We start from the raw sequence: 13,407 nt of genomic DNA on the forward strand, positions 1-13,407 counted from the left end.
TCACCTTGTTTCCTAGGGTTGGTGTCCGTCTGGTGCGTACGCCGGGCCGTGACCCCTCGCGACCCCGCACCGGACACCGCTGACGGGCTCCCCTCCTTCGCCCCGTCGCGGTAGGCGGAAAAGGAGCTCCGGTGTCCCCCCTCCGTACCGCGTCGCGCCCGCTCTCCCGCGTGCTCGTGCTGGTCGCCGCGCTGCTCGCCGGGCTCGTGCCGGCGCTGCCCGCGCACGCCGAGCCGGACACGATCGCCGAGATCGAAGCTGAGATCAGCAAGACCTGGGAGAAGCTCGAACCGCTGATCGAGGAGTACAACAAGGTCCACAGCGACCTGAAGAAGCTGCAGAAGAAGGCGACGACGATCGAGCAGAAGCTGTCGCCGCTGCGGCTGACCGTCGAGGTCACCCGCACCCGCGTCGGCGTCATCGCCTCCGAGTACTACAAGGGCGGCCGCAGCGCCCAGGTGAACGCGATGCTGTCCGGCGGCTCGCCGAAGCAGTTCGCCGACCAGCTGATGATCCTGGAGTACCTGGCCCACGACAAGCAGCAGCAGATCGCCGCGACGACCGAGGCCAAGGCGAAGTACGACGTCGAGAAGTCGGCGCTGGACCAGGCGATCGCCGAGCAGAAGGCCAAGGACCTCGACATGGCGGCCAAGAAGAAGGTCATCGAGGCGCAGATGACGGAGCTGCAGAAGCTGCGCACGCGGGCCTACGGCTCGGGCGCCCCCGGCGGCTCGCTGAAGATCGGCAGCGCCTGCCCGGCCCAGATGGGCAGCGGCAAGGGCCAGATCGCGGCGGCCTGGGCCTGCAAGCAGATCAGCAAGAAGTACGTGTGGGGCAGCGCCGGCCCGAACACCTTCGACTGCTCCGGCCTCACCCAGCAGGCGTGGAAGCAGGCCGGGGTGGGCCTGAGCCACTACACCAAGGACCAGTGGGGCGAGGGCACCCGCGTCAGCGCGGCGAATGCCAAGGTCGGCGACCTGGTCTTCTTCTTCAGCGACCTGCACCACGTCGGCATCTACGTCGGCACCGTGGGCGGGGAGCGGGTGATGGTGCACGCGCCGCACACCGGTGACGTGGTCCGCATGGCCTACATCAAGTACATGCCGGTCGCCGGGTACGTACGCCCGAGCTGAGCACGAGCGCGAAAGAAGGGCTCCCCGCGAATCGCGGGGAGCCCTTCTTTCGTTGCGGTGGGTCAGTAGGTGACGGCCGGGCGGATCACCACGTCGTCGCGCTTCACGTACGCGATGCGGTGGCCGAACTGGATCTGCACGTACTGCGTGTCACCGCGGATGACGGTGCCGTCGCCGGGCGACGACCAGTCGAACGTGCTGGCCCGGTAGTACTCGCTCGCCAGCACCGGACCGGCCGCGTAGCGCTGGCCCGCAGCGATCGTGTACTGCGTGTACGCGCTCACCGCCTGCACCGGCACGCCCGCCGGGTAGGCCGCCGCCTCCGGGTAGGCGCGCCCGAACACGGGAATGCTCGCCAGGCCCGGCTTGGGCTCGACGACGAACCCGACGTTCCACAGCGGCCCGGCGTCGGCGTTGCGGAACCACGCCTTCTGGCCGAGGTACCAGATCGCGGTCCACTCGGCGGTGCGCTCGGCGACGGCGTACGTCTGCCCGGCGGAACCCCGCGCGCAGTGGTCGCTGACCAGCATGGTGCTCGCCTTGGTGCCGCACCGGCCCGGATCGCGCACCAGCGGCGCGGTCAGGTCGGGCGCGGTACGCAGGATCACCGAGGAGCTGGAGCGCGCCGGGCACGGGTTGCTCCCCGCGCCGGTGCAGCCGGTGAAGGCGGGCTTGTTGGTGGCGTAGTCCGGGTTGAGCGTGACCAGCCCGGCGTGCCCCGCCAGCGGCTCCGGCAGGCCCCGGAACGGCGCCTTGAGCAGCTCGAAGTAGTGCGCCCAGTCCCAGTACGGGCCCGGGTCCCAGTGCATGCCGGAGATCGTCGACGCGATCGTGCCGGGCACGTTGTCGTGGCCGATGATGTGGTTGCGGTCCAGCGGGATGCCCAGCCGCAGCGCCAGGTACCGCACCAGCTTCGCGGAGGTGCGGTAGAGCGCCTCGGTGTACCAGCCGCCGTGCGCGGCGAAGCCCTCGTGCTCCAGGCCGATCGCCTTGGCGTTGACGAACCAGTTGCCCGCGTGCCAGGCGACGTTCTTCGACTTCACGTGCTGGGCGATGTGCCCGTCGACCGAGCGCAGGGTGTAGTGCCAGCTCACGTACGTCGGGTCGGAGATGAGCCGCAGGGTGGTGGCCCAGCTTCCCTCGGTGTCGTGGATGACGATGTACTCGATGCGCTGCGACTGCGGCCGGTTGCCCAGGTCGTGGTTGCCGTAGTCGCCGTCGCCGAACGCCTGGTAGGGCGCGGGCAGCGATTCGCAGGAGATGTCGATCGGGCACTCGATGCCGTCCGGCCGCTCCAGCCGGCGCAGGCCGAGGCGGGACAGCCACTCCTTCACCGGGTTCACGCCGCGGCCGGGCAGGGTGAGCGCGTGGCCCTCGTCGGTGGTGCGGCCGGCGCCGTCGCGCAGCGTCGCGTAGACCTCGTCGGCGAACGCGGCGGCGGCCTGCTCGTTGTCGGCGCCGGAGTAGCGGGCCACCGCGGCGTACCAGGCGTTCGGGTCGCTGCCGGCGCCACGCGGGCCGTTCAGCTGCTGCTGGTACGACGCCAGCAGCGCGGCGCCGCCCCGGATGTTGGCGACGGGGTCGGTGCGCAGCGCCTCGGCGCTCAGCCCGGTCAGCGCCGCGGCGGCCGGCAGCGTGTGCAGCGCCGCCTCGGCGGGCGGCGGGGCGTCCGTCGGGTGCCCGGCGGCCTTGGGGCGGCTGTCGTCACCGCGGGCGTCCTCGGGCACGGCCGGCTCGGCGTTCTCGGGGACGGCGGTGGGCAGCGCGGCCACGTAGGTGGCGTCGGTAAGGTGCATCGGGCCGTAACCGCCGGAGGTGCTGGGCGTCCCGGCGTTGGCGTCCCAGCGGGACTCCAGGTAGGACACACCGAGCAGCACCGCGACGGGTACGCCGTACTCCTCGGCGGCGGCCTGGTAGTCGGCCTGGCGGGACGGTGGCGGCTCGGCCTGGGCGGCGACCGGCACCAGGCCGGCGGCCAGCCCCACGCCCGTCGCGGTCAGCACCGCCAGGCGGCGCAGGGGAATTCGGGGTGACACTTTCGGCTCCCTTCGAGTGTCCGATGCGGTCACCCTGCCTTCGGCCGGTCGGGTAGTCAATAGTTGACGTAATCAGATTCAGAATCGAAACTTATCTTCAATCGGATGAGCCGCTTTACCGACAAACGCGCTGTCCGAAGCGATGACACGGTCTGCTCACGACATCTGGTAAAGATGAGCGAATGCGAGGCAGATGGTGGATAGCGACGGCGTTCGGCCTGGTCGCCGTCGCGGCGGTGGTCGTGGTGCTGGTCCTGCGGCAGGACGGGCCGGTCCCGGATGCGGCGGGACCGTCCTCGGCGCCGTCGTCCCCGGCCGCCCCGCCCGGCCCGAGCGCGGCGCCGTCGCGCGCCGTGGGCGCGCACGGGGTGCTGCTCGACTTCAGTGACGGGCTGACCGTGGCCCGGGTCGCCGGCGAGCCGTCGGCGGTGCGCGAGGAGCGGTCCACCGGCGGCGAGGTCCGGCTGGTGCCGCGGGACGGCGGGTGGGCGGTCCACTTCCCGGCGCGCTGCCAGGAGGCCGACCCCAAGCAGTGCCCGCGCGCGATCCTGGAGGCCGGTGCGGGCGCCTCGCTCAACCCCGGCACGGGCACGCTGCACTGGGGCGCGGCGGTGCTGATGACCGCCGACGAGACCAGTGACGGCTCCAATGTGGTGCAGAAGGGCTACTCGCAGACGGGCAGCCAGTTCAAGCTCCAGGTCGACGGGGCCAAGGGCCTGCCGAGCTGCGTCGTCGCGGGGCCGGTGGCCGGGGTCAACGGCATCCACGTCGCCAAGGCCAAGCGCAGCGTCGCGGACGGGCAGTGGCACCGGCTCAGCTGCGTACGCGAGGGTGACCGGTTGCGCATCGAGGTGGACGGCACGACCGAGGCGGAGATCATGATTCCTGCCGAGCTGGACATCACCAACGACGCACCGCTGCGCATCGGCGGCAAGGGCGTGGCCACGAACAACGACCAGTTCCACGGGACCCTCGACGACGTGTACGTCGAAATCGGATGAAGCCGCAGCTGACACGCGAGGCATCGAGCGGGTTTGCGTTCTTGCGACGGTGCTGCCTAACGTGAATCCTCGTGGACAGCCATAATCGGCCCCTGGAAGGGCTCCCCAGCGCACCACGAATACGCCGCGGCCTGCTGACGGCGGCCGCCGTGACCCTCGCCCTGCTCGCGCCCGCGGCCCCCGCGCACGCGAACCCCACCCCCGCCGAGATCGAGAAGCAGATCGACGCGCAGTGGAACAAGCTCGAGCCGGTCATCGAGGAGCACAACGCCACGAAGATCAAGCTGACCAAGCAGAAGAAGAAGGCGGACGAGCTGAACGCACAGCTCGCGCCCTTGGAGCAGCAGGTCCTCGTCACCCGCACGCGTATCGGGGTGCTGGCCGACCAGCTCTACCGCGGCGGCGCGCTGGCCCAGGCCAATGCCTTTCTGAGCAGCGGTGACGCGAGCGCGATGGCCGAACGCCTGCTGGTGCTCGACCAGCTCGCGCACGACAAGAAGGCCCGCATCGCCGACGTGCTCTCCGCCAAGTCCGCGTTGGACGAGGTGAAGAGGCCGCTGGACGAGCTGGTCGCGCAGCTGACGAAGACCGAGGCCGAGCAGGCCGCGCGGGCCAAGGCGATCGAAGCCGAGATCAAGAAGCTGAACAAGCTGCGGCTGGACGCGTACGGCAGCCAGTCCGGCATCGGCGAGCTCGCCCCGGTGCCCTGCCCGACGTCGTATCCGGGCGGCGCGGGCGCGCAGGCGGTCAAGTTCGCCTGCAAGCAGATCGGCAAGATCTACGTCTGGGGCGCGTCCGGCCCGGACCACTTCGACTGCTCCGGCCTCACCATGGCCGCGTGGCGCGCGGCCGGGGTGTCCCTGCCGCACAACGCCAAGGCGCAGCGGGCCGAGGTGAAGTCGGTCAGCCGGTCCGAGCTGAGACCCGGCGACCTGGTCTTCTACTACAGCGACCTGCACCACGTCGGCATGTACGCGGGCAACGGCTGGATCGTGCACGCGTCACGTTCGGGCCTGCCCATCCGGATGCGCAAGATGGACGACGGCAACATCCACAGCTACGGCCGCCCGGCCTAGCGCCCCGTCAGGAGGCCGGCCGGAGCATCGGCGGGTGGAGCAGGCGGGTGGGGCCCCGGCGGAACAGCTGCGCCGGGCGCCCCCGCTCCGCCGCGACGCTGCGCCCCACCGGCTCGACGAAGCCGGGCGTCGAGGTCACCTTGCGGTGGAAGTTGCGCGGGTCCAGCGTGGCCCCCCACACCGTCTCGTACACCTCGCGCAGCTCGCTGATGGTGAACTCGGGCGGGCAGAACGCCGTCGCCAGCGGGGTGTACTCGAGCTTCGCCCGCGCCCGCTCCACCCCGTCGGCCAGGATGCGGGCGTGGTCGAAGGCCAGCTCCCCGGCGGGCAGGGTGACCCAGTCCGCGCTCGCCGCGTCGCTGCCCGCCACCGGGGTGGGCAGGTCCGGCAGCAGCGCCAGGTAGGCCACGGTCACCACCCGGCCGCGCGGGTCGCGGCCCGGCTCGCCGTAGGTCGCGAGCTGCTCCAGGTGCCCGCCGGGCGCGGTCAGCCCGGTCTCCTCACGCAGCTCGCGCACCGCCGCCGTGTCGAGGTCCTCGCCGGCCAGCACGAAGCCGCCCGGCAGCGCCCACGCGCCGCGGAACGGCTCGATGCCGCGGCGGACCAGCAGCACCTGCAGCGCGGCGCCGCGGACGGTCAGCACCACCAGATCCGTCGTGACGGAGAACTCCGGATAGTCGGCCATCTGATTTATCACCACCTTGACGAGAATCTAGCACGGCGCTTATCGTCATGGTGACGAAAAAGGGACCCGGGGACTTCCGAAGGAGAACGATCCACCATGGCCGACGTATCCAGGCGCCTCTTCCTGCGGCACCTGCGCAGCACCCCCACGAGCTGGGTGAGCCACAGCGTCCGCGGCCGGGCCAAGCGCTCCGGCGTGGGGCTGGCGTTCTGGTATCGGCCGCTCACCGCCGTGCTGAGCGAGGTGCCGGTCGACGACCGCGAGCTGCCGCTGCTGTTCCACGCGCGGACCAGCGACTTCACCGACGTCACCGTGCAGGCCACGGTGACCTACCGGGTTGCCGAGCCGGCCGTCGCGGTCAGCCGGCTCGACTTCTCGATCGACCCGTACCAGGGCACGGCGCGCGGCCGCCCGCTGGACCAGATCGCCACGCTGCTCGCCGAGCTGGCCCAGCAGCCCGCGCTCGACCTGCTCAGCCGGCTGCCCCTGGCCGAGGCGCTGACCGAGGTGGCGGCGGTGCGCGAGGCGGTCTCGGCCGCGCTGGGCAGCGAGGCGCGCCTGTCCGACCTCGGCGTGCAGGTGGTCAGCGCCCGCGTGGTGGCGATCCGGCCGGAGCCCGAGCTGGAGCGCGCCCTGCAGACGCCGACCCGCGAGGCGGTGCAGGTCGAGGCGGACCGGGCCACCTTCGCGCGCCGGGCGCAGGCCGTCGAGCAGGAGCGCGGCATCGCGGAGAACGAGCTGAAGAACAAGATCGAGCTGGCCCGCCGCGAGCAGCAGCTCGTCGAGCAGCACGGCGCCAACGCCCGCCGCAAGGCCGAACTGGACGCCGCGGCGCAGCTCGCCGACGCGCAGGGCCGGGCCGAGCGCGACCGGCTGCTCACCGCGGCCGAGGCGGAGAAGGAGCGCGCGCTGGCCGAGGCCAAGGCGGCCGGTGTCCGGGCGCTCGGCGTCGCGGCGGGGGAGGCCGAGGCGGCCAAGCTCGCGGCATACCGCGACCTGCCCGCCGAGGTGCTGCAGGGCTTGGCGCTGCGCGAGCTGGCCGGTCAGCTGCCCGAGATCGGCCAGCTGACCGTCACGCCCGACGTGCTCACCGGCCTGCTGGCGCGCTTCGGCGCGGGCAGCGCGGACCGCTGATGGGCGAGCGGCACCGGCGGCCCGGTGCGGGCCGTGACGGCGCGCGCGGCGAGGAGGCGTGATGGCGACGCTCGCGCCACGGGTGGTCGTGGTGTCCCGGCGCAGTGAGCTCGACGAGCTGCTGGGCCGCCACGGCACCCGCGCCGCCGCGGCGTACTTCCTCAAGGAACGGGGGAGGGAGATCGGCGAGGTGGAGGAGCGGCACGCCGCGCAGGAGGCGGCGCTGGCCTCGGTCGGCGCCGCCCTGCCGGCGGACTGGCGGCGCGGGCGGGTGCACCGCGACGACCTGTCGCGCTTCCTGTTCGCGCCGGAGGACATCGTGGTGACCGTCGGCCAGGACGGCCTGGTCGCGAACGTGGCCAAGTACCTGGCCGGGCAGCCGGTGATCGGCGTGAACCCGGAGCCGGGCCGCAATCCCGGCGTGCTGGCCCGCTTCGACGCCCGCGCGCTGGGGAAGCTGCTGCCCGCGGTGCTCGCCGGGCGGGCGGCGACGCAGCAGCGGGCGATGGCCGTGGCCACCCTCGACGACGGGCAGCAGCTCGCCGGGCTCAACGAGATCTACATCGGGCACCAGACGCACCAGTCCGCCCGCTACGTGCTCACCACGCCGCAGGGCGAGCAGGAGCGGCAGTCGTCCTCGGGGGTGCTCGTCGGCACGGGCACCGGCGCCACGGGCTGGTGCGCCTCCATCGCGCTCAGCCGGGACCTGGCGGACGTCCTGCCCGGCCCCGACGCCGACGAGCTGTGCTGGTTCGTACGCGAGGCCTGGCCGTCGCCCGCGACGGGGGCGCGGCTGACCGCGGGCCGGGTGGGCGCCGGGCAGCGGCTGACGCTGACCAGCGAGAGCGAGCGGCTGGTGGTGTTCGCCGACGGGGTGGAGACCGACCACCTCGTGCTGGCCTGGGGTCAGCGGGTCAGCGTCGCGGCGGGCACCCGCCGGCTCAGCCTCGTGGTCGGGTGAACACTCTCACAAAGATTTACGACCGGTCGGTCGTCATTTGTAGAGTACGGCTATGACCGGGACTGACGGGCGGCTGGCGCGCGGTGAGCGTACGCGCGCCGCCGTGCTCGACGCGGCGGTGGCGCTGGCCAGCCGGGCCGGGCTGGACGGCCTGTCGCTGGGCCAGCTCGCCGACCTCCTGCACGTGAGCAAGTCCGGGCTGTTCGCGCACTGGTCCTCCAAAGAGGAGCTGCAGCTCGCTGCGATCGAGCACGCCCGCGAGCAGTGGGCCCGCCGGGTGGTGGCGCCCGCCCTGGAGCACCCCCGCGGCATCCGCCGCCTGTTCGCGCTGCACGAGTCGCGCCTGGCCTTCTACTCCGACCGGGTGCTGCCCGGCGGCTGCTTCTTCGCCAGCGCCGAGTTCGAGTCGACCGGCCGCGCCGGTGCGGTGCCGGACCGGCTCGCCGTCGTGCTCGGCGAGTGGATCACGCTGCTGGAGCGGCTGGTCACCGAGGCCGTCGAGCTGGGCGAGCTGCCCGCCGACGTGGTGCCGCGGCGGCTGGCGTTCGAGATCGACGCCGCGGGCGTCGCCGCGCTGCTGCATTCGAGCCTGCTGGCGCGCAGCGCCGACGACGCGCGCCAGGCCGTGCTGGCCCGGCTGCGCGGCCTCGCCACCGACCCCGGCCTGTTGCCGTACGAATGAAAGGCCCGAGATGAGCACCGCCACCCTGGACAGCACCGTCGGCACCACCCGGCCGGTCGTCATCCACCTCGACGACCTGGACATCGTCGGCATCATGCACAACGCCCGGTACGCGCTGGTCCTGGAGCGGGCCATGGCGGAGTTCTGGGCCGAGCACGGCTACCACTTCCACGGCGGCGTCCCGAGCAGCCCCGACATGATCGCCGCGGTGCGCGAGTTCGCGATCACGTACCACGTGCCGGTGCGCGGCACGGGCCCGATCCAGGTGCAGTTCTGGCTGGACAGCATGGGCGGCTCCAGCGCCGTCTACGGCTTCCGCTTCCTGTCCGAGGACGGCGCGACCGTCTTCGCCGACGGCCGCCGCGTCATGATCAAGATGGACCGGACCGGCCGCCCCACCCCCTGGACCGACCAGGGCCGTGCCATCGCCGCCAAGCTCATGCGCTGACCGCTCCGTCACGGCGGGGACGCGGGAAGCCGGTCCGGCTGGCATCATCAGCGGGTGCGTCTGCCCAAGGCCGTTCCCGCGCTGCTCACCGCGGCCGCCGTGCTGCTCGCCGCCACCGCGTGCGGCGCGGAGCCGGACGTGCCCGCGTTCGTCGGCGGCCCGGCCACCGCGACACCGGCCGCAGCCGCCGCCTCCCCGAGCACTTCCGGCCTGCCGTCGCCGAGCGCCGTCGCGACGCCGACGGGCCGGCCGAGGCTGCCCGGCCAGACCAAGCCAGGGCTGCTGCCGCCGGTCGTGAACCACGGGCCGCGCGCCGGCGGCCTGGTCGCGCTCACCTTCGACGCCGACATGACCGACGACATGCTCGCCCGGCTCCGCAGCGGCAAGGTCGAGTCGTACGCCAACGTGCGCATCATCGAGCTGCTGGAGCGGGGCAAGGTCCCGGCGACCTTCTTCCTCACCGGCAAGTGGGTGCAGCGCTATCCCGAGCTGACCCGGCGGATCGCCGGCAACCAGCGGTTCGAGCTGGCCAACCACACCTTCGGCCACCAGGCATTCACCCCGGGCTGCTACAACCTGCCGCGCATCCCCCCGGCCGGGATGACCGAGGACGTGGCGAAGACCTTCCGAATCATCGAGGGGTACGGCGGACGCCAGACCCGCTACTTCCGCTTCCCGGGGCTGTGCCACGACCGCGCCGCCCTGCGTGCGCTGTCCCCGCTCGGGCTGACCGTGGTCGACGGCGACGTGGTCAGCGGTGACCCGTTCGCCACCGACTGGCGGCCGATCGTCAAGGCCGTGCTCAGCAAGGTCAAGCCCGGCTCGGTCGTCATCCTGCACGTCACCGAGGCGAACGCCCGGTTCACCGACGAGGCGCTACCGCACATCCTGAAGGGACTCGCCGAGCGTGGCCTGCGCCCGGCGCCACTGTCCGAAGTGCTCGCGGCCTGAGCGGCTCGTCGGACACCGGGACCGATCGGCCGTGCGGATGATCCATGGTGTGGCAGGTAGGTGGATGTCCGGGTAGGCGATGCATGGGACGATCCCGCAGCGTGATCTTGCGCGCCTCGCGGGGGAGGGTCTCTTGAACATCCGTCGTTCGGTGTCGGCCGTGCTCGGAGCCGCGCTGCTGCTCGCGGCCGCGCCGTCCAGCGCGAGCCCGCCGTCACCCGCCCGTTCCGCCGACCGGGCCGAGCCCGTCGCCGCGGCGGCAGCGGCGAACCTGAAACCGGTCCGTCCGGCCGCGCCGCCGAGCAGCCCGGCGGGTGTTCGCGACCTCGGCGGTCCCGTGCGCGCCACCGCCGATCCGGGCTTCGAACCGCACACAGTCCTGGTCAGGTTCAAGGCCGGCACGTCGGCGTCGGCGCGGGGTCAGGTCGCGAGCCGGGTGCGCGGCAAGGTGTCCGGCCAGGCGCCCGTCGCCGGGTATGTGAAGATCACTACGGCGGGGCCGGCGGCTGACGCGCTCGAGGTGCTCCGCGCGGACGCGGCCGTCGTGCAGGCCTCCCTGGACCACCGGCGCACCGTGTCGAAGACGCCCAACGACCCCTTCTTCCCGGACTACCAGAAGTACCTGGCCACGATCCGGCTTCCGCAGGCCTGGGACGTGCTGTCCACCGCCACCACGGTGACCATCGCCGTCGTCGACACCGGCGTGGACACCGGGCACCCCGATCTGGCCGGCCGCACCGTGCCCGGCTACAACGCGGTGGCGAACAACAGCGACGTCACCGACCGGCGCGGGCACGGCACGATGGTCGCCGGGATCGCCGCGGCCAACACCAACAACGGCCTGGGCGTGGCCGGCGCGGCGTACCAGGGCCGGATCATGCCCATCATGGTGTTCTCCGGGGAGTACGCCTACGACTCGGACATCGCCGAGGGCGTGATCTGGGCGGTCGACCACGGCGCCAAGGTGGTCAACATGTCGCTGGGCGGGGCCGGGGAGACGCCGGTGCTGCACGACGCGATCAAGTACGCGGTCGGCAAGGGCGTGCTGGTGGTCGTGTCGGCGGGCAACACCGGCGACGACTCGCCGCACTACCCGGCCATGTATCCCGAGGTGCTCACGGTCGGGGCGACCGACGTGGCCGCCTCCATCACCGATTTCAGCTCGTGGGGTGAGCACGTCGACCTCGCCGCACCGGGCTACAAGATCATGTCGACGTACTCGCGGACCGCCTCGGGCGGCGCCTACACGTACGCGAGCGGCGCGGGCACCTCGTTCTCGGCGCCGCTGGTCGCGGGGGTCGCGGCGCTGACCCGGGCGAAGTATCCGAGCCTGACCCCGGCGCAGGTCATCGAGCGGCTGAAGGCGACCGCCCGCGACGCCGGGCCGCGCGGCATCGACCCCTACTACGGCCATGGGATCGTCGACGCCTACGCGGCCCTCGGCGGAGCGCCGACCACCGCCTTCGCCATGAGCCCGGTGGACGGCGACGACGCGCCCACGCAGGCCAGGCCGCTGACGACGCAGCTCACCGGATGGGTCGGCCTCGAAGGCGACGTCGACTGGTACCGGTACGAGGTGCCGGCCGCCTCCCGCGTCTTCGTCCGGCTCACCGCACCGATCATCGACGAGTACCGGGCGCACAACTTCGAGCCGATGATGTGGGTGTACGACACCGACCTGCGCCTGGTCACCAGCGCCGCCGGGCACGTGGCCACCGAGGGCGTGGGCGGCGTGTGGGGTGCGGGCACCTACTACATCAAGGTCCACAGTCGCAATGCGAGCACCGACGACCGCAGCTACACGCTCCACGGCTCGCGCTCCCCGACCGTGGACGGGGACTTCCCGCCGTTCGCGGCAGGCGTCGAGCGGGCCGTCGGGCGGGCCTACGCCCATGCGACGGCGATCGGCGACGTCACCGGCGACGGGCGGCCGGACGTGCTGCTCACCACCGACAACTACGCCGATCCGCAGAACGACTGCAAGCTGTTCGTGTTCCCGCAGCGGCCCGACGGTTCGTTCGACCCGCCGCGCCGGTACGACACCCGGATCTTCCACGACAACGTGCGCACCAACTGGGCTCCGATCGCGATCCTCGACGTGAACGGCGACGGACGCGACGACGTCGCCCTCGCCACCGGCAACGGGGTCGAGCTGTTCGCGCAGGCTGGCGACGGCACGCTGCAGCCGGGCGTGCTCGTGCCGGACACCGCGGGCTCCCAGCACATCGCGGCGGGCGACATGGACGGCGACGGCGACACCGACCTGGTGTACTCGGCCGGTGCGGTGTACCTGCTGACCCAGAGCGGCGGCGGGACGTTCACGAGGTCCCTGATCGCGAGCGGCGGCACGGCCCGCGAGGTCGAGATCGGCGACCTGAACGGCGACGGCCGCCTCGACGTGGCGTCACCTGTGGAGGGCGGGGTCAACGCACACCTGGCCGGGCCGGGCGGCTGGACGACCGTCAAGCAGGCCCACGGAAGCGCCGGCACGCTGGTGCCGCGCGGCATCGAGGTCGCCGACCTGAACGGCGACGGCCGCGCCGACATCGCCGCGACCCTCCCCGCACCGGACACCTGGCTGCAGGTCTTCCACCAGCAGCCCGACGGCACCCTCCGCGCGGCCCCGCTGCAGTTCTCGCATGCCGAACCGGGCGCCGTCGAGGCCGGGGACTGGGACCACGACGGGCGGACCGACCTGTTCGTCGCGCACGGCGAGGGCGGTCTCAGCACCGTGGCCATGTACCGGCAGCTGCCGGCCGGGACCCTCGCCGTGCCCCAGATCGGCGAGGCGAACTTCCAGGACGACGTGTGGCCGAACGTGATGGCAGTCGGGGACCTCGACGGCGACGGCTACCCGGACATCGCCGCCGCAGCCGGCTACGCCGACGGCCTCTGGACGGCGTACAACGTCAACGGCATCCCCGCGCAGCTCGGCCCGCAGCTGTGGGTGCGGGGCACCGGCGTGCCCGCCTTCGGCAGCCTGGGCCGCACGCCTCGGCTGACCGTCAGCATGCAGCGCGAACTCGACCCGGCCACGGTCAACGGCCGGACCGTGCGGCTGCTCGACGGCCGCACCGGCAAGGCCGTCGACCTGCCCGTCAGCTACGACCCGGCCACCCGAACCATCACCGTCACGCTGGTCCGCGAGGCCCGGCGACCGGGAGCGGTGCGGCCGGCCGCCCCGGTCCTGCTGCCCGACCGGTCGTACCGCCTCGTGCTGGACGGCGTCGCGGACACCGGCGGCGAGCTGCTGACCGGTTACACGGTGTGGTACGTCGCCTGACCTGAACGCGGGGACCT

General features: G+C 72.6%; 11 protein-coding genes. 9 read left to right on the forward strand and 2 right to left on the reverse strand.

Going from position 1 to position 13,407, the window contains the following annotated elements; all coding sequences use genetic code 11:
• The first annotated feature begins 131 nt into the window (after positions 1-131).
• Entirely contained in the window at positions 132-1,133 is a 1,002-nt protein-coding gene (locus Cba03nite_RS12855; RefSeq protein WP_203745527.1) for a C40 family peptidase, read from the forward strand.
• A 62-nt stretch (positions 1,134-1,195) separates the two neighbouring features.
• Here the strand turns inward: Cba03nite_RS12855 and Cba03nite_RS12860 are convergent, their stop codons facing one another.
• Positions 1,196-3,169 carry a peptidoglycan recognition protein family protein gene (locus Cba03nite_RS12860; protein ID WP_203745529.1) on the reverse strand — a complete coding sequence of 658 codons (1,974 nt, stop codon included), beginning with the start codon at positions 3,167-3,169 and terminating at the stop codon, positions 1,196-1,198.
• Positions 3,170-3,351: 182 nt separating this feature from the next.
• On the opposite strand from Cba03nite_RS12860, the gene Cba03nite_RS12865 reads away from it, so the two are divergent.
• Positions 3,352-4,170, forward strand: coding sequence for a LamG domain-containing protein (locus tag Cba03nite_RS12865; RefSeq protein WP_203745531.1), 819 nt, complete (start codon positions 3,352-3,354; stop codon positions 4,168-4,170).
• Between the two features lie 71 nt (positions 4,171-4,241).
• On the forward strand, positions 4,242-5,246 hold the full coding sequence (locus tag Cba03nite_RS12870) for a C40 family peptidase (protein WP_239125687.1): 1,005 nt from the start codon (positions 4,242-4,244) through the stop codon (positions 5,244-5,246).
• A 7-nt stretch (positions 5,247-5,253) separates the two neighbouring features.
• Here Cba03nite_RS12870 and Cba03nite_RS12875 read toward each other — a convergent pair whose 3' ends face one another.
• Positions 5,254-5,931 (reverse strand): NUDIX hydrolase, encoded by a 678-nt coding sequence (locus tag Cba03nite_RS12875; RefSeq protein WP_203745533.1) that lies wholly within the window; start codon positions 5,929-5,931, stop codon positions 5,254-5,256.
• A 96-nt stretch (positions 5,932-6,027) separates the two neighbouring features.
• On the opposite strand from Cba03nite_RS12875, the gene Cba03nite_RS12880 reads away from it, so the two are divergent.
• The 6 genes from Cba03nite_RS12880 (at position 6,028) to Cba03nite_RS12905 (ending at position 13,390) form a co-directional block, all read left to right on the forward strand.
• On the forward strand, positions 6,028-7,065 hold the full coding sequence (locus Cba03nite_RS12880) for an SPFH domain-containing protein (protein WP_203745536.1): 1,038 nt from the start codon (positions 6,028-6,030) through the stop codon (positions 7,063-7,065).
• A 61-nt stretch (positions 7,066-7,126) separates the two neighbouring features.
• Positions 7,127-8,026, forward strand: coding sequence for a diacylglycerol kinase catalytic domain-containing protein (locus tag Cba03nite_RS12885; protein WP_203745538.1), 900 nt, complete (start codon positions 7,127-7,129; stop codon positions 8,024-8,026).
• Positions 8,027-8,078: 52 nt separating this feature from the next.
• Complete coding sequence (locus tag Cba03nite_RS12890; protein WP_203745540.1) at positions 8,079-8,708, forward strand: TetR family transcriptional regulator C-terminal domain-containing protein; 630 nt, start codon at positions 8,079-8,081, stop codon at positions 8,706-8,708.
• Positions 8,709-8,718: 10 nt separating this feature from the next.
• Positions 8,719-9,156 (forward strand): acyl-CoA thioesterase, encoded by a 438-nt coding sequence (locus tag Cba03nite_RS12895; RefSeq protein WP_203745542.1) that lies wholly within the window; start codon positions 8,719-8,721, stop codon positions 9,154-9,156.
• Positions 9,157-9,210: 54 nt separating this feature from the next.
• Positions 9,211-10,107 carry a polysaccharide deacetylase family protein gene (locus Cba03nite_RS12900; RefSeq protein ID WP_239125688.1) on the forward strand — a complete coding sequence of 299 codons (897 nt, stop codon included), beginning with the start codon at positions 9,211-9,213 and terminating at the stop codon, positions 10,105-10,107.
• Positions 10,108-10,240: 133 nt separating this feature from the next.
• Positions 10,241-13,390: a S8 family serine peptidase gene (locus Cba03nite_RS12905; protein ID WP_203745544.1), complete on the forward strand. Its 3,150-nt coding sequence runs from the start codon at positions 10,241-10,243 to the stop codon at positions 13,388-13,390.
• Positions 13,391-13,407: the final 17 nt, after the last annotated feature.

It is taken from the genome of Catellatospora bangladeshensis (assembly GCF_016862575.1).
GTDB classification, from domain to species: Bacteria; Actinomycetota; Actinomycetes; order Mycobacteriales; family Micromonosporaceae; genus Catellatospora; species Catellatospora bangladeshensis.